Source organism: Streptomyces sp. NPDC058326 (genome assembly GCF_042879855.1).
GTDB lineage: Bacteria > Actinomycetota > Actinomycetes > Streptomycetales > Streptomycetaceae > Streptomyces.
Genome location: NZ_JBHVZO010000027.1, coordinates 1 through 21,266 on the forward strand (window position 1 = coordinate 1; position 21,266 = coordinate 21,266).

22 protein-coding genes are annotated in these 21,266 nt (G+C 73.0%); 12 read left to right on the forward strand and 10 right to left on the reverse strand.

All coding sequences use genetic code 11. From position 1 onward, the window contains the following. The 4 genes from ACFVYX_RS33025 to ACFVYX_RS33040 all read right to left on the reverse strand — a co-directional run. Positions 1–234: ATP-binding cassette domain-containing protein (locus tag ACFVYX_RS33025; protein WP_389685167.1), on the reverse strand; the 234-nt coding region annotated here is incomplete at its 3' end. Between the two features lie 63 nt (positions 235–297). Beyond that, on the reverse strand, positions 298–1,146 hold the full coding sequence (locus tag ACFVYX_RS33030) for a DUF4097 domain-containing protein (protein WP_389685168.1): 849 nt from the start codon (positions 1,144–1,146) through the stop codon (positions 298–300). A 233-nt stretch (positions 1,147–1,379) separates the two neighbouring features. Beyond that, the gene (locus ACFVYX_RS33035) at positions 1,380–1,898 is read right to left on the reverse strand and encodes a toxin-antitoxin system HicB family antitoxin (protein WP_389685169.1); all 519 of its coding nucleotides are present in this window, start codon (positions 1,896–1,898) and stop codon (positions 1,380–1,382) included. A 251-nt stretch (positions 1,899–2,149) separates the two neighbouring features. After that, positions 2,150–2,554 carry a hypothetical protein gene (locus tag ACFVYX_RS33040; RefSeq protein ID WP_389685170.1) on the reverse strand — a complete coding sequence of 135 codons (405 nt, stop codon included), beginning with the start codon at positions 2,552–2,554 and terminating at the stop codon, positions 2,150–2,152. A 213-nt stretch (positions 2,555–2,767) separates the two neighbouring features. On the opposite strand from ACFVYX_RS33040, the gene sigJ reads away from it, so the two are divergent. Continuing rightward, on the forward strand, positions 2,768–3,817 hold the full coding sequence (sigJ, locus tag ACFVYX_RS33045; RefSeq protein WP_389685171.1) for an RNA polymerase sigma factor SigJ: 1,050 nt from the start codon (positions 2,768–2,770) through the stop codon (positions 3,815–3,817). Positions 3,818–4,112: 295 nt separating this feature from the next. Continuing rightward, on the forward strand, positions 4,113–4,265 hold the full coding sequence (locus ACFVYX_RS33050; RefSeq protein WP_389685172.1) for a hypothetical protein: 153 nt from the start codon (positions 4,113–4,115) through the stop codon (positions 4,263–4,265). Positions 4,266–4,380: 115 nt separating this feature from the next. On the opposite strand, the gene ACFVYX_RS33055 is transcribed toward ACFVYX_RS33050, so the two are convergent. Beyond that, positions 4,381–4,755, reverse strand: a complete 375-nt coding sequence (locus ACFVYX_RS33055) for a hypothetical protein (protein WP_389685173.1) — start codon at positions 4,753–4,755, stop codon at positions 4,381–4,383. Positions 4,756–5,093: 338 nt separating this feature from the next. Here ACFVYX_RS33055 and ACFVYX_RS33060 point away from each other — a divergent pair, with 338 nt between their 5' ends. The 4 genes from ACFVYX_RS33060 to ACFVYX_RS33075 all read left to right on the forward strand — a co-directional run bounded on the left by ACFVYX_RS33060 (position 5,094) and on the right by ACFVYX_RS33075 (position 8,364). After that, the gene (locus ACFVYX_RS33060; RefSeq protein ID WP_389685174.1) at positions 5,094–5,759 is read left to right on the forward strand and encodes a DUF5133 domain-containing protein; all 666 of its coding nucleotides are present in this window, start codon (positions 5,094–5,096) and stop codon (positions 5,757–5,759) included. An 87-nt stretch (positions 5,760–5,846) separates the two neighbouring features. After that, on the forward strand, positions 5,847–6,638 hold the full coding sequence (locus ACFVYX_RS33065; protein ID WP_389685175.1) for a VOC family protein: 792 nt from the start codon (positions 5,847–5,849) through the stop codon (positions 6,636–6,638). Between the two features lie 155 nt (positions 6,639–6,793). Continuing rightward, positions 6,794–7,201 carry a YciI family protein gene (locus ACFVYX_RS33070; protein WP_389685176.1) on the forward strand — a complete coding sequence of 136 codons (408 nt, stop codon included), beginning with the start codon at positions 6,794–6,796 and terminating at the stop codon, positions 7,199–7,201. An 8-nt stretch (positions 7,202–7,209) separates the two neighbouring features. Further along, positions 7,210–8,364: an RNA polymerase sigma factor gene (locus tag ACFVYX_RS33075; protein ID WP_389685198.1), complete on the forward strand. Its 1,155-nt coding sequence runs from the start codon at positions 7,210–7,212 to the stop codon at positions 8,362–8,364. Positions 8,365–8,413: 49 nt separating this feature from the next. Here ACFVYX_RS33075 and ACFVYX_RS33080 read toward each other — a convergent pair whose 3' ends face one another. Beyond that, a complete protein-coding gene (locus tag ACFVYX_RS33080) occupies positions 8,414–8,899 on the reverse strand; it encodes a hypothetical protein (protein WP_389685177.1) in 486 nt (161 codons plus the stop codon). A gap of 429 nt (positions 8,900–9,328) precedes the next feature. Between ACFVYX_RS33080 and ACFVYX_RS33085 the strand changes: the two genes are divergently transcribed. Beyond that, on the forward strand, positions 9,329–10,429 hold the full coding sequence (locus ACFVYX_RS33085; protein WP_389685178.1) for a glutamate--cysteine ligase: 1,101 nt from the start codon (positions 9,329–9,331) through the stop codon (positions 10,427–10,429). Between the two features lie 81 nt (positions 10,430–10,510). Here ACFVYX_RS33085 and ACFVYX_RS33090 read toward each other — a convergent pair whose 3' ends face one another. The 4 genes from ACFVYX_RS33090 to ACFVYX_RS33105 are packed head-to-tail and all read right to left on the reverse strand — an operon-like array spanning position 10,511 to position 15,978. After that, positions 10,511–11,785, reverse strand: a complete 1,275-nt coding sequence (locus ACFVYX_RS33090; protein ID WP_389685179.1) for an MFS transporter — start codon at positions 11,783–11,785, stop codon at positions 10,511–10,513. Position 11,786: 1 nt separating this feature from the next. Continuing rightward, complete coding sequence (locus tag ACFVYX_RS33095) at positions 11,787–13,571, reverse strand: condensation domain-containing protein (RefSeq protein WP_389685180.1); 1,785 nt, start codon at positions 13,569–13,571, stop codon at positions 11,787–11,789. After that, complete coding sequence (locus tag ACFVYX_RS33100; RefSeq protein ID WP_389685181.1) at positions 13,568–14,902, reverse strand: DUF6271 family protein; 1,335 nt, start codon at positions 14,900–14,902, stop codon at positions 13,568–13,570. The genes ACFVYX_RS33095 and ACFVYX_RS33100 overlap by 4 nt, the downstream gene beginning before the upstream one ends. Further along, entirely contained in the window at positions 14,884–15,978 is a 1,095-nt protein-coding gene (locus ACFVYX_RS33105) for a phytanoyl-CoA dioxygenase family protein (protein ID WP_389685182.1), read from the reverse strand. Before ACFVYX_RS33105 ends, ACFVYX_RS33100 begins: the two co-directional genes overlap by 19 nt. Before the next feature lie 380 nt (positions 15,979–16,358). Between ACFVYX_RS33105 and ACFVYX_RS33110 the strand changes: the two genes are divergently transcribed. The 5 genes from ACFVYX_RS33110 to ACFVYX_RS33130 all read left to right on the forward strand — a co-directional run bounded on the left by ACFVYX_RS33110 (position 16,359) and on the right by ACFVYX_RS33130 (position 21,264). Beyond that, complete coding sequence (locus ACFVYX_RS33110; RefSeq protein ID WP_389685183.1) at positions 16,359–17,216, forward strand: hypothetical protein; 858 nt, start codon at positions 16,359–16,361, stop codon at positions 17,214–17,216. 106 nt (positions 17,217–17,322) lie between these two features. Next, entirely contained in the window at positions 17,323–17,553 is a 231-nt protein-coding gene (locus ACFVYX_RS33115) for an acyl carrier protein (RefSeq protein ID WP_389685184.1), read from the forward strand. Further along, positions 17,550–18,245: a 4'-phosphopantetheinyl transferase family protein gene (locus tag ACFVYX_RS33120; RefSeq protein ID WP_389685185.1), complete on the forward strand. Its 696-nt coding sequence runs from the start codon at positions 17,550–17,552 to the stop codon at positions 18,243–18,245. The genes ACFVYX_RS33115 and ACFVYX_RS33120 overlap by 4 nt, the downstream gene beginning before the upstream one ends. A gap of 144 nt (positions 18,246–18,389) precedes the next feature. After that, the gene (locus ACFVYX_RS33125; RefSeq protein WP_389685186.1) at positions 18,390–19,472 is read left to right on the forward strand and encodes an AI-2E family transporter; all 1,083 of its coding nucleotides are present in this window, start codon (positions 18,390–18,392) and stop codon (positions 19,470–19,472) included. A gap of 148 nt (positions 19,473–19,620) precedes the next feature. Next, positions 19,621–21,264 (forward strand): glycosyl hydrolase family 8, encoded by a 1,644-nt coding sequence (locus ACFVYX_RS33130; protein WP_389685187.1) that lies wholly within the window; start codon positions 19,621–19,623, stop codon positions 21,262–21,264. Positions 21,265–21,266: the final 2 nt, after the last annotated feature.

Genomic DNA, 21,266 nt, shown 5'->3' on the forward strand with positions numbered 1-21,266 from the left:
CTGGGCGTGGCCGCCGTCGGCGGTGATGAGGGTGGAGAGGATCTTCACGGCGGTGGTCTTGCCCGCGCCGTTCGGACCGAGCAGGGCGAACACCGATCCGGCCGGGATCCGCAGGTCGATGCCGTCGAGAACGGTCTTGTCCCCGTAGGACTTGCGCAGACCGACGGCGGAGACGGCGGTCGGCGAGGGACTGCCGTCCGAAGAACTGATCATGGGCATGACAGAAGAAGGCATGAGGCCCTCCATTCGAAGGCTGAGGCGGGTGGGGAGAGGGGCGGGGGTGCGGGACGGTGACGCTCAGACCCTGGCGCGGCGGATCTCGACGTTGCCCCAGCGGGTGCGGGCGCGGACCTTGACGGTCTCCTCGGTCTCGGCCGGGGCCTCGGACGCGGCGAGAGTGTTGCGCACCTGTCCCCGGTCGGAGTTGACGTCGAGCCAGGCGGCGGTGCCCTCGCGGATGCCGACCTCGATGGCGCCGTAGGACGTCTCCAGCTGGACGGTTCCGCGGACCACCTCGGCCACGCGCAGGGTGCCGTGGGCGGTGGTGGCGGAGACCGAGCTCTCGGCGCGCCCGATCTCGATGTCGCCGTTGGCGCCGCTCACCCTCAGGTCCGCGGTCGCCGCCCCGACGGTCGTGGTGCCGTGCGAGTTCTTGAGGACGGCGGGGCCGTCGAGGAGGCCGACACGCAGGCTGCCGGAACTGGTGGTGATCTCGGCCCGGCCCTCGACGCGGTCCACCGTGATGGAGCCGTGCGAGGCGGTCAGGTTCAGCGGGCCGGTGGTGCCGAAGCGGACGTCGCCGGACGAGGTCTTCACACGGACCTCGCCGAGCGGGCCCTCGCCGTGCACCTGGGCCCAGGCGCCGGTCACGTCGATCCGCGAAGCCGCGGGCAGTTCGACCGTCACGTCGACGATGCCGGTGCGGCCCAGGCCGAGCAGGGTGGACCTGGGCGTCCTGACCGTCAGTACGCCGCTCGCGTACGTGACCTCGGTCCGCTCCGCCGTCCGCACGTCCAGGTCCTTCTTGTGGTCGCGGGGCCGCACCTCGACGACCGTGTCGGCGCGGTCGCCGGCGGAGAACAGGATGGCGCCGCCCTCCACGTGCGCGGTGACGGAGATCGGTGCGGGAGTGTCGAAAGAAGGCATGGCTGTCCCGTCCTCTTGGGTCTTCAGGTCGTCCCCGCTGGTGGGGCGTGGTGTGAGTGAGGTGCTGCGGGTGCTGGGGCGTGTCTGGCCATTCCCGTCGGGTCCGGCCCGCCCGGCACGGGCGCGCTCGCCGCGCGGCCGGAACACCCGAGTGGCTCCGCTGTGGGGACGTCCCCGGCCGGACGTGGATCGCACGCAACCGAACGACCCGGCCGCCCCTTGCCGGACACCCCCTAGCGCACCCAGCCCGTGATGCTCTGTCCGACGGTCTGGGTCTTCTCGGTCGTACGGGGCCGGGTGCCGCCGTCGAACGCGGCGGAGACGGCTCGCACCAGCCACGCGTTGACCGACAGGCCCTCGCGGGTCGCGGCCTCCTCGGCGCGCGCCTTGAGGTGGGCCGGCAGGCGCAGGTTGACGCGGGCGGTGCCGCCCTCGTCGCCGTCGGCGGGCGCCGGGGCGGGGAGGGGTTCGGCGGGCGCGGCCGGTTCCGCGGGGGCGCCACTGCCGTGGGGCGGCGGTGTCACCACGAAGTCGGGGTCGAGTCCGCGCAGCCGTACGTCGACCGAGCCGGGGGCGAGTTCGCGGGTGATCTCGTCCGTCGCGGCGGAGAGCACGTTGAGCATGGTGAGCCGCGCCGCCGACTCCAGAGGAGCGGTGAGCCTCTCGGCGAGCTCGCGCGCTTCGTCGCCGCCGGCCTCGGCGGCCACCGCGAGTTCGCGGCGGAGGGTGTCGACATACGGGGTCAGGTCCATGACGCCATGATGGCATCATTGTGGCACCTAGGGCAAGCCTAAGGGTGTCGCTCGCGGCCCTCCCTCGGTGCTTGGGGCTCTGACCTGCTGAAGCGCGAGGAGGGCGACTCCGGGTATGGCGAGGTCGTTCTTGTTCATGGGCGTGCGGCGAACTGAAGTGGCACCACATGGCACTACGTGGCACCGGATGACGCCACCCGGTGCCGATTGGTGCCAGGTGGTGCCATGCGGTGCGCTGGACGGACGAACTGTCACGGCCGTATGCCAGAGCTCCCCGACAGATGCGGGGACACCGGCGCGGCCAGTGCCAGCAGGCTCAGGCCGAACATGAGGACGCCCAGCGGGACATGGAGCGACGGCATGTGCGCGATACCGAGGACGACCTGCACCGAGGCGAGTACGAGGAAGCCCGACGCGTATAGGAGGGGACGGGGCGATCCGCCGCCCGGCCGCCACGCCAGGATCGCGGCGAGCACGTACAGCATCGACGCGCCGTACATCACGCGCGATCCGACGTCATGCAGCAACGCGCCGAGGGACGAGGACAGCAGCATTCCGGCGGTGGCCGCCTGGAAGGCGAGGGCCAGGGTCTGCAGGCCGATGGCGACCCTCAGGAACGTGAGTCTGCCCCGTACCGCCGTCGTCTGTGTGGCCATGGCGCGGTCCCCTCTTCTGCCTCGCGGCGGTGGATCAGTCGTGATCGTCAATGGGTGAGTACTGTCTCGGTGGTTCGACGACGTGGGCCTACGAGATGTGAGGCGACAGGGCAACATCGCGCTCCGGTGCGGTGATGCGTCGAAGGGGCGAGAGCGGAAGCGGACGAGAAGAACGAGAACGAGAAGAACGAGAACGAGGGGGCGGAAGCGACCATGAGCACTCCCACCGAGCCGGGCCAGGGGTCCCAGGCCGTGGCCGACCGGGCCGGACCGGGCCACGAAGGGTCCCGGGCCGCGGCCGACCGGACCGAGCCCGGCCACGAGGTGTCCCTGCCCTGCCGGGACCGGGCCGAGCCGGGCCTGAGCGACGTCATCGGCGAGCGGCGGCATCTGATCAATCTCGCCTACCGGCTGCTCGGTTCGCTGGCCGAGGCCGAGGACGCCGTGCAGGAGACCTACGCCCGCTGGTACGCGATGTCGCCGCAGCGGCAGGAGGCGATCGAGTCGCCCGGCGCCTGGCTGACGACGGTGGCGACCCGCGTCTGCCTGGACCTGCTCGGTTCGGCGAGGGTCCGGCGCGAGCGGTACGTCGGCGAATGGATACCCGAGCCGCTGCCGGACCGTACGGAGTGGGTCGGCGGCCCGTCGGGCGGCGGGGCGGAGCAGGCGGACCCCGCCGACCGCGTCACCCTGGACGAGTCGGTGAACATGGCCTTCCTCGTCGTACTGGAGGCGATGACGCCGGCCGAACGCGTGGCGTTCATCCTGCACGACGTCTTCCGGTACCCCTTCGCCGAGATCGCCGAGATCGTCGGCCGTACACCCGCGGCCTGCCGCCAGCTGGCGACGTCAGCCCGCCGGCGCGTGCGCGCCGCACAGGAACCGGCGGACACGGCCGGGCAGGCCGGTCTCGTCCGGCGCTTCAAAGAGGCGTGGGAGGCCCGGGACATCGAGGCCCTCGTCGGACTCCTCGACCCGGGTGCCACGATGATCGCCGACGGTGGCGGCCGGGTCGGCGCCGCCCTCCACCCGGTCGAGGGCGGCGAGCGCATCGCCGCGTACCTGATCCACATCGCCACCAAGGCCCCTGGCCTGACGCTCCTGGAACGGACGGTCAACGGCCGCCCCGGCCTCGTCGCCCAGCACCGCGGCGTCACGGCGACCGTGGCGGCGTTCGGTCTCACCGGCGGCCGCGTCACGCGTATCTGGGCGATCCGCAACCCCGAGAAGCTCCGGCAGTGGACGGCGGACCGAAGGGACTGACGTGACGGTGCGGAGGGCCGGGGTCACCCGGGCGGAGCCGCCTCGGTGACGCCTGGACGGAGGTTCCCCGGTGGGCTCCGCCGGCCGCCCCGCCTCGTCAACCGGCGCCGGGACGAAGCGAGTTCTCGTATCTGCCGGAGCGGTCCGGCAGGTTCCCCCGGCACTCGCGCCGCCCCCGGGCGGTCGAAGCTCCGGGCGGGACGTCACCCAGCGTGACTGATCGATGTGCGCTTCGTGCTCACAGGTGCCACGGTTGGTGTGTCCAACCCCCCTTACTCACAAGGAGTGAGCAGCTGTGGCCAAGAAGACTTCGCCGAAGGACCGGGCCGGCCGACAGGCCAAGATGGCACCGAAGGGCAAGAAGCGCCCGGGCGCCGAGGAAGCGGCCCGCGCGCCCGAGCACCAGGCGGCAGAGCGCGAGACCAGGACGACCTACAGCGAAGGCTGATCACGTCCACAGCTCACCTCTGGAGGCGCACCCGACGACTGCCGCCGGGTGCGCCTCCTGGTGTCCTGCCGTGTCCGCTCCGTCCTGCCGCTGTCCGCGGGGGCCCCGGCACCGTTCAGCCGTCCCGCAGGAGGTGGAGAGCCGTCCTTACGGTGGCCGCCGTCCCGTCGGGGACGGGATCGGAGACGACGACCCTGGCGAACGGCGCGGACGCCGGCCGGAGATCGACGCTGACGACTCCACCCCTCCGCGGGCGGAGCGCGACGAAGTCCTTCGTCCCGTCCACGTCCCGTACGCCGAGGCAGAGCACGTCCGGGATCCAGAGGCCCCGGCCCTGCCTTCCGCGCAGCGGACGCCACCAGGACGGGTCGGCGTCCACCGTCTCCACAGCCCGGAGCGGCAGGTGCACGTTGCCCCGACGCGCGAGGAGCTTCTCCCACCAGGACAGCCGGACGACCAGTTCCTCCGCCCTGACCGTCAGACGCGCCATGTCGACGCACCTCCTCACACGGCGTGCCGCTGCCGCTCCGGACGGTGGGACCAGGGTCCGGACCGCGGCACGACGGCCGGCGCGTAGTCGTTCTCCTGATCGTCACGCTACTGCCGTACGACGCCGTGTTCCACCCCGTGGCGGCCGGACCGGCGCCGCGCGAGGGTGTGCGGGTGGTCCGCGCGGGGCAGTGGCAGGGCGGTCCTCCCCTGCCGGCCACCGGCAGGGGGTTCGCCGCGGGAGCGGCCCTCGCGTCGCGCACCGGCACCAGGACCTCGGGAACACCTCCCGTACACGACCATCGCCGCCCCCGCGGCTGTGGAAGGAAGGGACTTCGTATGCCGCTGCCCGCAGACCTGCCCCAGGAACCCGCCACGGCCGTCGAGCCCGGAAGCCTGCCTCAGGAACCCGCCACGGTCGTCGAGCCCGCGGGGCGGCCGCTTCTGCCGCCGGCCACGTCCACACGCGCGATGGGGATGCTGATGGCGGCTGCCCCGTGCTCGGCCGGCGAGGCGAGGCGGATCCTGGCGACGGCGGCGGACCTCGCGGGCGTCACCGTCCATGACCTGGCGGCCGCCGTGGCCGTGGGGCCCGGCGGTACGCCCTCGCCCGTCCACGTCGAGCGTGCCCTGCGCCGCGCGGTCGCTGCTGCCCATACCTCCACCGCTGCCGCGGCCCTGTCGGTCGGACTCGCGCCCTCGCGGGAGCGGACCGAGGAGGTCCTGACGCGTCTGCGCGGCTGCCAGGCCCGCCTGGCGGCCGCGCCGGAGGACCCGGCGGCGGTGCGGGCCATGGACGACGTCGCCTACACGATCTGCGTCCTGATGGGCCGGCCGACCACCCACTCCGCCGTTCTCGCGGCGGAGCGCCACCTCGCGGCCCCGGCCAGCCGGCGCCCGAGAACGCCGGACGGGCCGGGAGGCAAGGAGGGCATGGCGGCGGGAGACGCGGCGACGGTGGAGCCGGAGGGCATGGCGGCGGGAGACGAGGGCATTCGCGCATAGGACCGCGAGCCCGGCCTGATCGACACGGCCCCCTTGGGGTCCGCGGCCGTGGCGTCGTGGGCCGACGCCGAGGATCGGAGGAGTCCGGTGGTTCTGGTGGCAGCGGATGTGATCGGCGCTCCCTGCTGGCTGAGTCTCGCGGCACGCGACCGGGAGGCGGCGGAGCGCTACTACGGAACGGTGCTGGGCTGGTCGTTCCGGCCGGGCCGGTTCGGCAGGGCCTACTCGGTCGCGGAGATCGACGGCGTGCCGGTGGCCGGGATCGGAGCGGTGGCCGGGGAGTTCGCCGTCCCGGTGGCATGGACTCCCTACTTCGCCGTCGACGAGGCGGACGGGGCCGTCGGGCGGGTGCGCGAACGGGGCGGCACGGTCGGCGTGGGACCCGTCTCCTTCCCGGCGGGCGGCCGGGCCGCTCTCGTGGCCGACCGGGAGGGCGCCGTCTTCGGCATCTGGGACGGGGACGTTCTGGCCGACTGGAGCGTCGGCGCGGAGCGGTCCCCCGCCTGGCTGGAACTCCATACGGCCAACGCGTTCGACGCCGCCCTCTTCTACGGCGAGGTACTGGGCTGGGGCCAGGGCGGAAGCGACGGCTGCTGCGACACCTCGTACGAGGAGGACCAGGTCGTCCTCCGGAGGCGCGGGCGCCCCGTCGCCCGGCTGAACAGCGGTCCGATCGAGCAGGCCGCGCCCAAGCCGCAGCTCCGGCCGCGCTGGCTCGTCCACTTCCGGGTGCCGGACCTGGACGCGGCGGTCGCGCGCGCCCTGGAGAACGGCGGGAGCACCGTCACCGGGCAGGACTGGGGCGGCGGACGGCAGGTGACGCTCCGCGACCCCGACGGAGGGCTGTTCACCCTGGACCACGCGCCGGACGCGGACTGAAGGACACCGTCGGTCGGGCGCTGCCCGAGGGCCTCACGGACGCGGTCCGACGGATGGGAAAAAAATCCGCCCGGCGATGTCGAGAACGCGTGCCCGGCTTCGTCCCCGGTACGGACGCGACCAGAATGGGTCGTACCGGAACGAGGAGAAGCACGATGGCCAAGTACCTGTTGCTCAAGCACTACCGCGGGGCCCCGGCCGCCGTCAACGACGTGCCCATGGCCCAGTGGACCCCCGAGGAGATCTCCGCCCACATCGCGTACATGCGCGACTTCGCGGCCCGCCTCGAGGAAACCGGCGAGTTCGTCGACGGTCAGGCGCTCGCCCCCGAGGGCACCTTCGTCCGGTACGACGGAGAGGGACGCCCGCCGGTCACCGACGGCCCCTTCGCCGAGACGAAGGACCTCATCGCCGGCTGGATGGTGATCGACGTCGACACGTACGAGCGCGCCGTCGAACTCGCCGGAGAACTGTCCGCCGCCCCCGGAGCCGGCGGGAAGCCGATCCACGAGTGGCTCGAGCTCCGCCCGTTCCTGACCGAGCCGCCCACCGTCACGGAGTGACCACGGTGATGGACGAGGGCCTGCTCCGGAGCCTCACGCCGAGCGTCCTCGGGATCCTCGTCCGCCGCGGAGCCGACTTCGCGGCGGCCGAGGACGCCGTACAGGACGCCCTGGTCGAGGCGGTCCGCGTCTGGCCGGAGGACCGGCCGCGGGACCCCAAGGGCTGGCTCGTCACCGTGGCCTGGCGCAAGTTCCTCGACGCGACCCGGGCGGACACCGCCCGCCGCCGGCGCGAGGACCTCGTCGACGCGGAGCCGGCGCCGGGGCCCGGGACCGTGGCGGACGACACGCTCCGGCTCTACTTCCTGTGCGCCCATCCGTCGCTGACGCCGTCGTCCGCGGTCGCCCTGACGCTCCGCGCCGTCGGCGGGCTCACCACCCGCCAGATCGCCCGGGCCTGCCTGGTGCCCGAGGCGACCATGGCGCAGCGGATCAGCCGGGCCAAGCGCACCGTGTCCGGCGTACGGTTCGACAGGAACGGAGACGTCGGCACCGTCCTTCGCGTCCTCTACCTGGTCTTCAACGAGGGCTACTCGGGTGACGTCGACCTCGCTGCCGAGGCCATCCGGCTCACCCGGCAGCTCGCGGCCGCCATCGACCACCCCGAGGTCGCGGGGCTGCTGGCCCTCATGCTGCTCCACCATGCCCGGCGCGCCGCCCGTACCGCGCCCGACGGAAGTCTCGTGCCGCTCGCCGAGCAGGACCGCGGCCGGTGGGACACCGCGTCGATCGCCGAGGGTGTCGGCATCCTGCAGGGGGCCCTCGCCCGCGACCGGCTCGGTGAGTTCCAGGCGCAGGCCGCCGTCGCGGCGCTCCACGCCGACGCGCCCACCACCGAGGAGACGGACTGGGTGCAGATCGTCGAGTGGTACGACGAACTCGTGCGCCTGACCGACAGCCCGGTCGTCCGGCTCAACCGCGCGGTGGCCGTCGGCGAGGCCGACGGACCGCGCGCCGGTCTGGCGGCGCTCGCCGCGCTCGACGACACCCAGCCCCGCCACACCGCCGTGGCGGCGCACCTCCACGAACGTGACGGCGACCTGGCGACGGCGGCCCGGCTCTACGCCGAGGCGGCGGGCAAGGCGTCCAACATCGCCGAGCGGGACCACCTGACACGCCAGGCCGCCCGGCTCAACACCCGTCACTTCTCGGTCGGCCCATGAGGCTCCGACATCGCCGAACCGCTCTGGAGGGACGGCGATTGACGTGATGTCATGAGGTGAGGGTCTCGCCGGGCGTTCCGGAGAGAGGCTGACCGGGGCCCGGTGCCATCGTCGTGCCGGCCCAGCGCTTGTGCGCGGCCGGCTGGCACACCACGCGGATCCGCCGGTGCACCACGGCCAGTTCCCGTCCGTCGCCGGCGGTGAACCGGCCCGTCAGTTCGTAGACCCCACGGTGTGCCCGTCCCACCGGCAGCCGTTCCTGCGGCAGCCTGACCTCGTACGGGCCTCCGGTCCGGAAGCCGCCGAGGACCGTGCGCACGGTCGCGAGGACCGTCCCCTCGCGGACACGGCTGTCCTCGAAGGCCACGCCCTCGATCTCGCGGCCGAGACGGAAGGTGAGGCCGACGCTCAGCACCGCCCCCTCCGGGATCTCCGGCGTCTCCGGGGCGTCCCCGGCCCGCAGGGACACCACGCGGCGATCCGGCTCCTCCGTGTACAAGGAGATGTCCAACAGTTCGAAGTCCGGGTCCGTCACGACCGGTCACCGCCTTTCGGTACGGGCCGGTGTGCCGGGCCCGACCGGTTGGGAAGCGCGTGCCCCACGAGTGCCCATGGACCGACGGCCGCTCCGGCGGCGGCCGGGTGGCGGCTCAGCGCGGGGAGGGCGCGGCGGCCTCGTGACCGGAGGCACCCTCGGCGTCGAGGTGCCGCCTGCCGGGGGAGACCCGGAGGTGCACAGGGCGTGACGCCGACCCGGCGGCCCCGGGCGCGGCCCCAGACCGCGTCGGACGCCCGGACCATGACCATGATCACGCCCCTTCACGCCGTCGTCTCTCTGCTTCCCGCACCTCTTCGCCTTGCCACTGCCCCGGCGGTCGCGGAACATGCCCGGCCCGCCGGAGGGGGTGGAACGCGCTGACCGGGGTAGTCGCGGGCCGCGGGGCCCGGACGAGAGGAGAGGACCATGAGCCTCCTGACCATGGGGGTCGAAGAAGAGTTCGTCCTCGTCGACCGCGGCAGCCGCGCCCCCGTCGACCGGGCCCCCGAGGTGATCGCGTCGGCCGCCGAGTGCCTCGGCGATCAGGTGCAGCACGAGTTCTTCAACGCCCAGATCGAAACGATCTCCCGCCCCACCGCCTCCTCCTCCGACCTCCGCGACGAACTGGTCCGGCTGCGCGCGACGATCGGCGCGGCCGCCGACGCCGAGGGCTGCCGGCCGGTCGCCACCGGAACCCCCGTCGTACCGCCCGAGCGGCCCCTGACCGTCACCGACACCGACCGCTACCGGCGCATGGCGGACCGCTTCGCCTCCCGCTTCAGCGCGCTCGACGGCCTGGTCTGCGGCTGCCACGTCCACGTCGGGACCCTCGACCGCGAGCTCGCGCTCGCCCTCTCCCGCCGGATGGCGCCCTGGCTGCCCGTCCTCCAGGCCGTCACGGCGAACTCGCCCTTCGCACGGTGGTGCGACACCGGCTTCGACAGCTGGCGCTCGGTCGAGTACGCGAAGTGGCCCACCGTGGGGCCCGCCCCCGACCTGGACGAGGCCCGGTACCTCGCCCATGTGGCCGAGCTGGTCCGGAGCGGGACCCTGATGGACCGGCGGATGGTGTACTGGCACGCCCGGCCGTCCGAGCACGTGCCCACCCTGGAGATCCGGGTCGCCGACGCCAACGCCGACGTGGACACGGTGGTCATGCTCGCGGCCCTCGTCCGCGGCCTCGCCACGGCCTTCCTGATCGACGAACACGCGGGCCGGCCCGCGCCTCGCGTCCCCGTGCGGCGACTCCTCCTCGCTCACGACCTCGCGGCCCGGCACGGCCTCTCGGGATACGGGATCGATCCGTGCACCGCCCGGGAGCGGCCCGCCGTCGAACTCGTCGACCGGCTCGTCGAGCGGGCGCGTCCAGGACTCGACCTCGCCGGCGACACCGGGGGCGTCCTCCGTCAGTGGCGCCGCGTCCGCGCCCGGGGAGCCGGAGCGACCTGGCAGCGGGCCGTCTACCGCCGCACCGGACGGTGCACGGAGGTGGTGGACGCCCTCGCCGCGCTGACCGCCACGGCGTGAACGGGCCCCCGCACCCGGTCCGCGCGGCCCCGTTGCCCGCGCGGACCGGGAGGACGTGCACGGCGCTCTCCCTCGTGCCTCTCAGCCCGCCGCGCCGCTCCCCTCCACCACCGGTGGCTTCTCCGGCGCCCGTCCGAGGGCGCGGACGGCGGGAACGGCGAGCATGACACCGATGCACACGACACCCATGACCGAGGAGAACAGCAGCACCCGGTCGGCCCCGAACGAGTCGGCCGCCGGACCGGCCAGGGCCCGGCCCACCGGGATCACCATGATGGAACCGGCGACGTCGTAGGCCGAGACGCGGCTCAGGACGGCCAGCGGGATGTGGGTCTGCACGCTCGTCGCCCACATGACCCCCCAGAAGGCGAACCCGCAGCCCGCCAGGACGCCCGTGACCGCGGTGACGGTGAACGACCAGCCCAGGGCCGGCGCCAGGGGGTTGAGGGCGAAGAAGAACATCGCGCACGCCCCCGCCACGAGCGGCCGGCGCGGCCGGACCCGCATGCCGAGCAGGCCGCCGACGATTGTGCCGGCGCCGTCGGCCGAGGCGATCCAGCCGTATCCGCCGGCCCCGTGCTGTTCGGTGAGCAGCGCCGCTCCCAGCGGGAGGGCCGGGCCGAAGACGAACAGGCCGTACACCGCCCAGACGGCGATGACCCCCCACAGCCAGGCACGGGACCGGAACTCGTGCCAGCCCGTGGTCAGCCGGTGCCACATCGGGTCGTCGCTCTCGTCCCTCGCGGTGCCGAGCTTCCGCAGCGGCGCGAGGCCCAGCGCGCTGAGCGCGTACGCCGCCGCGATGACGACGAAGGACCCCGCCACGTCCCAGTAGGCCACGAGAAGGCCGGCGAGACCGGGCCCGAGCAGGGTGCAGATCGCCTCGGAGACGCGCAGCAGCGCGTTGGCCCGCTGGACGTCCTCGGCGACCTGGGGGACCAGGCTCGCCAGGCCCGGCTGGAACATGGCGGTCGCCGCGCCGCTGAGCGCGAGCAGCGCCATGATCTGCCACAGCCGGATGTCCGTGGCGATCAGCAGCACCGCGAGCGCGAGCATCGCCACCATGCGCACCACGTCGGCGCCGACCATCATCACCTGCGGGGTGAAGCGGTCGGCGAGGACGCCGCCGAACAGGACGAGCAGCACGATCGGCGCCATCCACGCGGCCAGGGCGTACCCCACGCCGCCCGCCCCGTGGCCCGCGCCGAGCACGGCGGTGGTGAGCGACACCATCAGCATGCCGTCGGCCAGGAGCGAGGTGCTCCGGGCGGTGAAGAAGAGCCGGAAACGGTTCGACCGCCACGGGCTGGGAGGAGAGCTCTGCTCCCGCCGCGCGGTCACCTCGTCCATCGTCATGTCACACCCGCCGGTCGCGACCGGTCCCTTCCCTGAGAATCTGCTGCCGGAGCCATGCGCCGGTCCGTCCCGCGTCCGCCGGCGGGTCCTGGACGATCACGTACCGGCGGGGTGCCAGTACTCCGGGACGGCCCGGCAGGGCGTCCATCAGCGCGGTGTGGGCCCGCGCCGGAGTGAGGGGGGTGCCGCCGGCCGCGATGTACGCGGTCAGGGCGGGCCCGTCGGGCGCCTCGGTGAGCGACCCGTCCGTGGTGACGTGGACGGGAAGGCCGCCCAGGGCCTCGCCGAGTACCGCCGCCACGAGGGGCGGCGACGTCCACGACCCGTCCACCCGGCACCACCCGGGACCGCGCTCGACCGGCCGGACCCCCGTCACCTCGGTGAGCGAGTCGAGCGGTACGTCCCGAGTGGCGGCCGCTTCGAGGAGCCGTACGAGACCGGTGAGAAAGCCCTCCGCCTCCTCCGGTTCGAAGAGCGCGGGATCGCACCACGTCCCGAGGTGGAGCACCGGATCGATCGCGTGGACGAAGGTCAGGACGCGGGTCGGCAGCACCTGCTCCGGGCCCCGGACGAACTCCAGCTCCGGTCCTGCGGCGGCCCCTGGCGTCCCCGTGTCCTCCCCGGCCCCGGACGTGACGGAGGCGACCGTGGCGGGGAGCGTGCTGACGTCGTTGAAGACGACGTCGCGCGCGAACCGGCTGCCGCGCTCGAAGGTGGCCCGCCCGATCATCTCCCAGAGGCCGACCGCGTCGAACTGACTGTGCCGGTACGCGTTGAGGGCCGCTCCCCAGGCCTTGCGGAGCAGTGCGTCGAAGGTCGGGACCCGGACGTCGAGCGAGAGCAGCGCGTCCTGGGACACGGTGTTCACCGAGCGCGCGAGCCGGGGGTGGTAGCGGTTGGAGGTGGGGACGGCGGCGACGCACGCGGGCTGTTCCGTACGGTGGGCGATGAGCGCGCACCACGCCGTCAGCAGCACGGTGGACGGCAGACCGCCGGTGCGTTCCGCCACGAGCGCGAGCGCCCGCGCCCCCCGCCGCGACCGGAGGGTGAGCTGCGGGGCGCGCACCTCGGTGCCCTCGGCGCCCGGTTCCGCGAACATCGCCTGGGGCCCGGTGCGGATGATCCGCTCCCAGTACCGCAGCGACGCCTCCGACTTCCTGCGCCCGGCCGGGCTCGCCTCCTCGGCTGCCAGGCCGAGCGGGGTGAGGGCGGTGACGGGAGGGAGCGCGTGTCCGGCGAGCAGCGCCAGAAACTCCTCCTTGAGGACGGCGAGCGCGCTGACGTCGGTCACGGCGTGGCTCGCCGCGAGGGCCACGAAGACGGGCGCGCCGGCGAGGGCGACGAGGGAGATGCGGAGGGGGAAGTCCCGGTCGAGGTGGAACCGTTCGGCGCGGGCCCGGCGGGCCAGTGACTCGGCGTACGCGGCGGCGTCAGCGGGAAGTGCCGCGTGGTCGAGCACGGTGACGGTGAACTCACCCTTCCGGGCCACCACTTGCTCATCCGGCACGCTGCCCGCGCTGTGCGGGGACGTCGTGTGCGCGAACGTCGTGCGCAGCGCCTCGTGCCGTACCGTCAGCGCGCGCAGGGCGTCGACGGCCGTCTCCGTCGTCGTGGCCGCGGGAACCGGCCACAGGTCGTGGATGTTGATGTGGGCCGGTTCGTCCCGCAGCATGCAGCGGATCATGTTGGCCTGCCCCATCGTGACGGGGCCCCGGCGCTCCTCGCCGCCTTCGTACGGGACGGTGAGGATGTGTGTGCTCCTCGGGGGCGAGGACACTCGGCTCATGCGATGCCTTTCACGGAATCGTGAAGCGGTTCGGTGCGGTCGTGCGGACGGCTCGCGTGGGTCAGGGCCTCCCACGCGTCGGTCAGGAGGGCGAACTCCTCCATGTCCCGCCGGGCCTCGTCGAGGAGCCGGTCGCGGCGGGCGGCGAGGAGCTCCGCGGCCGTGGCGTAGCGGCCGCCGAGGGCGCGGTACGAGCGGTCGAGGACGTCGAGCCGTGCGGTGTGCTCCGCCCGGTCCACCTGTGTGCCCGTCCTGATCAGCCCGGCGACGGCGGAGGCGCGGACGTGGCCCTCGGGGTCGAGCAGGGTGTCACCGGCTTCCCTCGTCCCGGCGTACACGGCGTCGAAGTGGGGGACGGCGAGGAGGAACTTCGCGAACCGCAGCTGATAGGCGAGGAACCCCGCCTCCGAACGACGCTCGCCTGTATGGAAATTGACGATGTGTCTGTTGTGCAGGACGCCGGGCAGCCGGGCGTCGTGGACCAGGTGGATGAGGAAGTAGTCGCTGCCGATGGTGTCGGTGGCGGGCGGCAGCGGCATCCGGCCGTAGACCTCCCGGTCGAAGGCGATGTTGCACATGTCCACCCGCGTCGGACTGACGCTCGTCAGCGTGGTGCGGTCGGCCGTGAACGCGGCGGTTCCGGCGCCCCGGAAGGACTCGTCGATCAGGTTCCTGCGCCAGATCTCCGGATAGCCGGGCGGGATCGACAGGCCGACGACGTCCTCGTAGACGGCGGGGTCGAGCCGGCGGATCTCCGCGACGTCCACGGACATCTCGCCGACGAAGGAGCCGCCGACCATGGCCACAGGCCGGCCCGCGCAGGCGGGGTCGAGTCTGCTCCGGGACACCAGACCGGCCACGTCGGCGGCCGGCCGCCCCAGGGCGGTGAGTTCGTGGTGGAGGGGGAAGACCGGTTCGCCGTCCAGGTACTGGTAGCGGCTGTCCGAGTCCCTGCGGTGTACCGACGTGCAGCCCAGCGCCTCCGCCACGAGGAAGGCGCGGTCGGTGCAGGCCCCGTAGGACACGCGGTCCGGCAGCAGCAGGCCGAGGATCCGGTCCGGTTCCGCGACGCCGGACCTGGCGATCACCTCCCGCAGGAGGATCCGCTGCTCGTCCTCGTCGAGGTGGTGCACGATCACCCCCGGTGCCGGGGGCAGCGCGGCCACCGCCTTCCGGTGCTCGGCGAGCACCGGGGCGTCCGAGGAGTCCAGGACGAGGAGGCGCACCTCTACGCCGAAACGGCGGGCGCCGTAGGCGGCTTCCTCGGCCACGGCCCTGATGGTCGCGGCGCAGGCCCGGTCGGTGGGAAGGGTCAGACAGACACGGCGCACGCCGGCTCCCCGCCCTGTCCGGAGGTGCCCTGGCCCGAGTCGCCGGCCGCGGTCCACGACGTGAGTCCGAGCAGGCGGCTGCCCAGTTCGTTCAGGGTGGCGGTGGGGTACCGCTCGGACTCGTGGAGGACGGGGTCGCCCACCAGGGTCCGGTTCCAGCGCGGAGTCCGCAGATGACGCCAGGCGTCGACGCGGGACCGCCTCAGCCGCTCGTGCTCCTCCAGGGCGGGCATCATCGACAGGTACTGGACGGCCCGCACCTGGTCACGGGAGGTGTTGCGTGCCACGCCGTGGGCGAGCAGCCCGTTCCAGATGAGCAGGTCGCCGGGGCGCAGATCGGGCCGTACGACGGGGTACTCGGTCCGGTCCACGTCCGGGCGGAGGGGGTCCCGGTCGGCCGGCCGGCCGACCTTCCACTCCTCGAACCGGCGGAACAGTTCGGGGCAGCACTGGAATCCGCCGGACTCGGGCCGGGTGTCGTTGAGCGCGATGATCCCCTGTACCCGCTGCGGCGGGACGCCGAGCGTGGTGTCGATGTCCCAGTGCAGCTCGATGTCGAAGCCCCGGTCCGTCGGTTCGATCAGGGCGCGGTCGCGGTTCCTGATGTTGGGCGGGTTGAGGTTGAGCCGGTCCTGGGTGACCCACAGCTCCTCGGAGTCCCAGACGTCGACGAAGGCGTCGTAGACCCGCTGGGCCTGCCGGTTGTCCCAGAGCAGCTGGTGGTGGTACGCCTCCACGAAGCCGTAGACGTGCAGCTGCCGGTCCAGCTCGGAACGGAACGGCCGGTCCTCGTACCAGCTGTCCGGCGCGTCCGGGTCGAGGCCCTGGAAATCCCATGCGAAGTCGAGCAGCCGCTTCGCGGCCTCCGCCGGGACCGCCTCGCGGACGATGACGTAGCCGTACGTCTGCCAGTGGGCGAAGTCCTCGTCGGACAGCACGCGCAGCGGCCGCGTCTTCGTCAGCTCCCGCAGGGTGGTCTGGGCGAGGTAGGACTCGCCGTCCGCGCTGAAGTACGGCCGGTCCGTGGCCGCCCGGTGGAGACGGGGGCGGGGGCGGCGGGGAGCGGGTGTCGTCATGTGGTCCCTCCAGAGGCGGGGGCCGGTGGGCAGCACGCGGCGGCCCTCGGCGGAGGACCGGTGGCGGACGGCACGGATGGACGGATGCGGTGGCCGGGGGTCGGACGGCCCCGCCGATCAGAAGAATTGGTTTAGACCAGGGTCGTTGTCAAGTGCCTTCTCGATATGCGGAGTTACGTGCGCCCCGGGAGCCGAATCGCGTGTGGCCGAGATGTGACGACCCGAGGGGGTTGGTCTAGACAACTAGCGCCGGGCTGTCCTAGGGTCCCCCTGCGCAGTCCGGTCCCTGAGGAATCATCAGGAGGCTTCTTCGCCGTGTCGTGGTCGACGAGGACCCCACGTCTCGACTGTTCGCCCACGCCCAGAGGGAGCGGTTCTCCATGAGTACACCCAGCACCACGGTTCTGCCCGACGGCGGCCTGAAGAGCCCCGGTGCGGGCCTGATCACGCTCGATCCGGTCCGCACCGCGCTGCTGCACGGCCTGGACGCCCTGCTCACCGGGCTCGCCGCACAGCTCTCCGCGCCCGAGGTCGTCGGCCCGCCCCTGCTGTCCCTGGACGGCCTGGCGCGACTCGACTTCTTCCGCAACTTCCCCCATCTCGGCGTCTCGGCGGGGCGGTTCGGCCCGGACGCCCTCGACGGACTCGCGGCCGGCGACACACCGGGAGAGCTGCCGCTGCGGCCGACCGGCTACCTGCTGCCGTCCGCCACCTGCTACGGGCTCCTGCTCTCCCTGGAGGGCCGGGACGTCGGCGAGGGAGGTCTCCGCCTCTCCGCCGCCGGCCGCTGCTTCCGCAACGAGACCCACTACGACGGGCTGCGCCGGCTGTGGGGCTTCCACATGCGCGAGGTCCTGTACCTCGGCACCAAGCACGGAGCGGTCGAACACCTGGAGAAGGGCGCCGGGTTCGTCCTGGAGACGGCCGCACGCCTCGGCCTGGAGCTGAACCGGGCCGTGGCCGACGACCCGTTCTACGACAAGGGCGGCTCCCGCGCCCGCCTGATGGCCCTCGACCCGGTCAAACACGAGTTCTGCGCACCCGACGGCACGGCGATCGCCTCCGTCAACCGGCACCGCAACTTCTTCGGCGAGCGGCTCGACATCCGAGCCGGCTCCGAAGGTCCGGCGTACAGCGCGTGCGTCGCTTTCGGCGTCGAGCGCTGGGTCCACGCCATGATCCTCACCCACGGCACCCCCGAACGGGCCCTGGACCGGCTCCGCGACGCCAGCCCCTGAGCCGCGGCCCCGCCACCAGGGGGTGCCCTGTCGATCCGGTCTGATCGACAGGACACCCCCTGGAGCCCCACGTATCCCGCACGAGACGTAAGGAGCGACCCCTCCCATGGAACGCATCGCCGCGTGGCTTCACGAGAAGAACCCCGGCCTCGACGGCCCGATCGACGCCGACGAGGATCTCATCGAGGCACGGCTCATCGACTCGATGGACTTCCTGGAGTTCATCGACCTCCTGGAAGACCTCTCCGGCACCAGCATCGACCTCCAGGACGTCACCATCGACGACTTCCGTACGCTCGGCCGCGTCCGGCAGCGCTTCCTGAGCGCCGCCGGGTGACCGTCGGCCCGGCGGCGGGCCGGGACGGCTCCCACCGCACGGGCCTGGCCGTGGTGGCGACCACCCGGGAGGTCCTCGATCGCCCGGAACTGCACGAGGGCCTGCTCGCGCCCTGGGAACGGCGCCGGCTCGCGGCGACACGGCTCCCGGGCCGCCGCGACGACGTGCTGGCCGCCCGGCTCCTCGTCAGGCTGTGCGTGGCCGGCTTCACCGGCCTGCCGTGGACCGAGGCGGCCCCGGCCCAGCTCTGCCCCGGGTGCGGACGGCACGGACACGGGCGCCCGTACCTGCCGGGTCACCCCGGAGTGGGAGTCAGCCTCAGCCACGCCGACGGCCTGGTCGCGGCGGCTGTCGGGCCGGGGGCCGTGGGCATCGACGTCGAGCCCTCGGCACGCCGGCCCGGCCCCCTCCGGGCCCTCCGCCGCCTGCTGCCAGAGACCGACCTCCGCGACGCCGCCGCCCAGCCGGACCCCGGCCCGGCGCTGCTGCGGCTGTGGGTGCGCAGGGAAGCCGAACTGAAGGCCGGCGGGGCCGGGCTCACCGGTCAGGACGGCCTCGGCCCGCTCACCGGCGGGGCCTGCCTCCCCGGTCGGGCCGGCCTCGGGCTGCTCGTATGGACGGACGACGACCGGGCCGCCGTGGCGGCGGTGGCCAGTGAGGCCCCCACGACGGTCCGCTCCCTCTGGAGCTGAGCCGCGGCGCGGTCCCGGCGCGCGGGTAGCGGTAGGGGAAGCGCGGCCCGTCGGGGCCCCGGTCGGCCGAATACCGCGCGCGTGTCGGGCGAATGTCGGTGCCCCGGTGTGGCCAGGAGCGTGCTCGGTGGTAGGTCGTTCGCCATGCGGCCAGGCACAACTCCGACGGTGACCCCTTTCCTTCGTACGGCCGCCGCCTACGCGTGGCGGCTGCTGATCGTCGGCGTGCTCGTCTACAGCCTGTTCGCGGTGCTCGGGCGGTTCCACGAGATCGGCGTGGCCCTGTTCCTCGGCCTGGTGATCACCGCGCTGCTGCGGCCCGTCGCCGACGTGGTGGCCCGGGGACTGCCCAGGCCGGCCGCGGTCGCCCTCACCCTGCTCGGGAGCATCGCGTTCGTCCTCGGCGTGCTCACGCTGGTCGGCGAGGCGGTGGCGGGCGAGCGGACGACCCTGGTGCGCGAGTTCCGCGAGGGCGTCGGCCGGATCGAGGACTGGCTGGAGCGGCCGCCGTTCCGGATGGACCCGGGGGCGCTGTCCGACCTCCAGGCCAAGGCCGGCGAGTTCGTCTCCAGTCACCGGTCGACCCTGGTCAGTGAGGCACTGAGCGGCGCCGGCCATGTGGTGGCCGTCCTGACCACGCTGGCCCTCGCGCTGTTCTCCGCGGTGTTCTTCGTCCACTCGGGGGACCGCCAGTGGGCCTGGTTCCAGGAGCAGCTGCCCCGCTCGGTCCGTGACCGGGTGGCGGTCGGCGGACGCGCGGCCTGGCGTACCTTCACCGGCTACACCCACGGGATCGTGCTGGTGGCGGCCGCGAACGCGGTGCTCGTCGGCCTCGCGCTGTGGCTCCTCGGCGTCCCCCTCGCGGTGCCGCTCGCGCTGCTGGAATTCCTGGCCGCGTTCGTCCCGCTGATCGGCTCGCCGGTCGCCCTCGCGGTCGCCGCCGTCGTGGCGCTGGCGTCGCAGGGGCCGGTGGTCGCGGCGATCGTGATCGCCCTCATCGTCGTGATGGGCCAGATCGAGGGACACCTTCTGCACCCGCTCGTCATGAGCTGGGCCGTACGGCTCCACCCGCTGGTGGTGGCGGTCTCGGTCATCGCGGGCTCGATCGCCGCCGGCATCGTGGGCGCCGTGGTGGCCGTGCCGCTGGTCTCCGTGGTGTGGTCGGTCCACACGGCGCTGCGGAAGGCCCGTGGGGCGGCCGCGGAGGAGCTGACCGCGAAGGAGTGACCGGACCGCGCGCCAGGGGTCCGGGCCGCTGTCCGCCGTCGTCCGTCCTCGTGCGGGGTCTTGCGCGCCGCCGCGGCTCTCTCTACTCTCCCGGCCAATGGTTAGGAATATTTCCTAACCATTGACCATGGAGGGAAAGGGAGTTGTCATGCGTCGACGAAGCGTCTCGCTTCTCGGGCTCGCCGGTCTGCTGGCGTTGCCCCTGACGGTGATGCCACAGGCCCAGGCAGCCGACGGCCTGGTGTCCACCGGGAAGGCGGTGACGTCCTCGTCCGTCGAGACCTCGGCCTACGGGCCCGGACTCGCGGTGGACGGGAACAGAACCACCCGCTGGGCGAGCCTCGAAGGGGTCGACCCCCAGTGGATCCGCATCGACCTCGGGGCCACCCACACGATCTCCCGCGTCAAGCTCGACTGGGAGGTCGCCTACGGCAAGACGTACCGGATACAGACCTCGGCCGACGGAACCACCTGGACCGACGTCTACTCCACCACCGCGGGCGACGGCGCCACCGACGACCTGACGGTCTCCGGCAGCGGACGCTACGTCCGGATGTACGGCACCGGGCGCGGCACGCCGTACGGCTACTCCCTCTGGGAGTTCGAGGTGTACGGCGCGCCCACCGGCGGCGGAGGCGGCGGGACGGCCGTTCCCTTCGGCAGCCACCTCAAGCCCTACGCCGCCGGCATCCTGAAGCCCTCCGGCTCCCAGGCCACGAACGACCAGAAGGTCGTCGACTACTACAACAGGTGGAAGGCCGCCTTCGTCCGGCAGAACTGCGGCAACGGCTGGTACCAGGTCATCTCGCCCGACGCCGACCACCCGTACGTCGCCGAGGCCCAGGGCTACGGCATGGTCGTCACCGCGACCATGGCGGGCGCCGACCCCGACGCCAAGAAGATCTTCGACGGCCTGGTCAAGTGGAAGATCGACCACCCGTCCTCCATCAACCCGAACCTGCTCGCCGCCGAACAGGACGCCTCCTGCAAGAGCGTCAACGGCGGTGACGGCGCCACCGACGGCGACATGGACGTGGCGTACGGCCTGCTCCTCGCCGACAAGCAGTGGGGCAGCGCCGGCACCTACGACTACAAGGACCTCGCGCTCAAGCACATCGCCGCGATCAAGAAGGACGAGCTCAACCCGACGACCAAGCTCCTGAAGCTCGGTGACTGGAGCAGCTCAGGCGACCAGTACTACTGGATCTCCCGCACCTCGGACTGGATGGCCGACCACTTCCGCGCCTTCCGTACGGCCTCCGGGGACACGACCTGGGACGCGGTGCGCGGCGCGCACCAGGCCCAGATCTCCCGGCTCCAGTCGACCTACGCCTCCGGCACCGGACTCCTCCCCGACTTCGTCGTCGACACCGACACCACGCCCAGGCCCGCCCCGGGGAAGGTGCTTGAGGACGTCAACGACGGCGCCTACTGGTGGAACGCCTGCCGCACCCCGTGGCGCATCGCCGACGACGCCGTGACCAGCGGCGACGCCACCTCGCTCGCGGCGGCGCGGAAGCTGAACAGCTGGATAAAGACGAAGACCGGCGGCGACCCGAACAAGATCGCCATCGGCTACCAGCTCAACGGCACCCCGATCTCCTCGGGCAGCGAGGCCGCCTTCTTCGCCCCCTTCGCGGTGGCGGCGATGACCGACCCCGGCAGCCAGGCCTGGCTCGACGCCCTGTGGAACAAGATGCTGGCCACCCCGATCGACACCAGCAGCTACTTCTCCGCGAGCATCCAGCTCCAGGTCATGATCACGGCCTCGGGCAACCACTGGGTCCCCTGATC

What these genes read in the sequence shown, in the direction of transcription:
- ACFVYX_RS33125 (WP_389685186.1), top strand. Translation starts at nt 18,390, where the DNA reads ATGCGGCCAGGCACAACTCCGACGGTGACCCCTTTCCTTCGTACGGCC.
- ACFVYX_RS33070 (WP_389685176.1), top strand. Translation starts at nt 6,794, where the DNA reads ATGGCCAAGTACCTGTTGCTCAAGCACTACCGCGGGGCCCCGGCCGCC.
- ACFVYX_RS33075 (WP_389685198.1), top strand. Translation starts at nt 7,210, where the DNA reads ATGGACGAGGGCCTGCTCCGGAGCCTCACGCCGAGCGTCCTCGGGATC.
- ACFVYX_RS33055 (WP_389685173.1), bottom strand. Translation starts at nt 4,755, where the DNA reads ATGGCGCGTCTGACGGTCAGGGCGGAGGAACTGGTCGTCCGGCTGTCC.
- ACFVYX_RS33105 (WP_389685182.1), bottom strand. Translation starts at nt 15,978, where the DNA reads ATGACGACACCCGCTCCCCGCCGCCCCCGCCCCCGTCTCCACCGGGCG.
- ACFVYX_RS33095 (WP_389685180.1), bottom strand. Translation starts at nt 13,571, where the DNA reads ATGAGCCGAGTGTCCTCGCCCCCGAGGAGCACACACATCCTCACCGTC.
- ACFVYX_RS33130 (WP_389685187.1), top strand. Translation starts at nt 19,621, where the DNA reads ATGCGTCGACGAAGCGTCTCGCTTCTCGGGCTCGCCGGTCTGCTGGCG.
- ACFVYX_RS33040 (WP_389685170.1), bottom strand. Translation starts at nt 2,554, where the DNA reads ATGGCCACACAGACGACGGCGGTACGGGGCAGACTCACGTTCCTGAGG.
- ACFVYX_RS33115 (WP_389685184.1), top strand. Translation starts at nt 17,323, where the DNA reads ATGGAACGCATCGCCGCGTGGCTTCACGAGAAGAACCCCGGCCTCGAC.
- ACFVYX_RS33110 (WP_389685183.1), top strand. Translation starts at nt 16,359, where the DNA reads ATGAGTACACCCAGCACCACGGTTCTGCCCGACGGCGGCCTGAAGAGC.
- ACFVYX_RS33060 (WP_389685174.1), top strand. Translation starts at nt 5,094, where the DNA reads ATGCCGCTGCCCGCAGACCTGCCCCAGGAACCCGCCACGGCCGTCGAG.
- ACFVYX_RS33090 (WP_389685179.1), bottom strand. Translation starts at nt 11,785, where the DNA reads ATGACGATGGACGAGGTGACCGCGCGGCGGGAGCAGAGCTCTCCTCCC.
- ACFVYX_RS33085 (WP_389685178.1), top strand. Translation starts at nt 9,329, where the DNA reads ATGAGCCTCCTGACCATGGGGGTCGAAGAAGAGTTCGTCCTCGTCGAC.
- ACFVYX_RS33035 (WP_389685169.1), bottom strand. Translation starts at nt 1,898, where the DNA reads ATGGACCTGACCCCGTATGTCGACACCCTCCGCCGCGAACTCGCGGTG.
- ACFVYX_RS33030 (WP_389685168.1), bottom strand. Translation starts at nt 1,146, where the DNA reads ATGCCTTCTTTCGACACTCCCGCACCGATCTCCGTCACCGCGCACGTG.
- sigJ (WP_389685171.1), top strand. Translation starts at nt 2,768, where the DNA reads ATGAGCACTCCCACCGAGCCGGGCCAGGGGTCCCAGGCCGTGGCCGAC.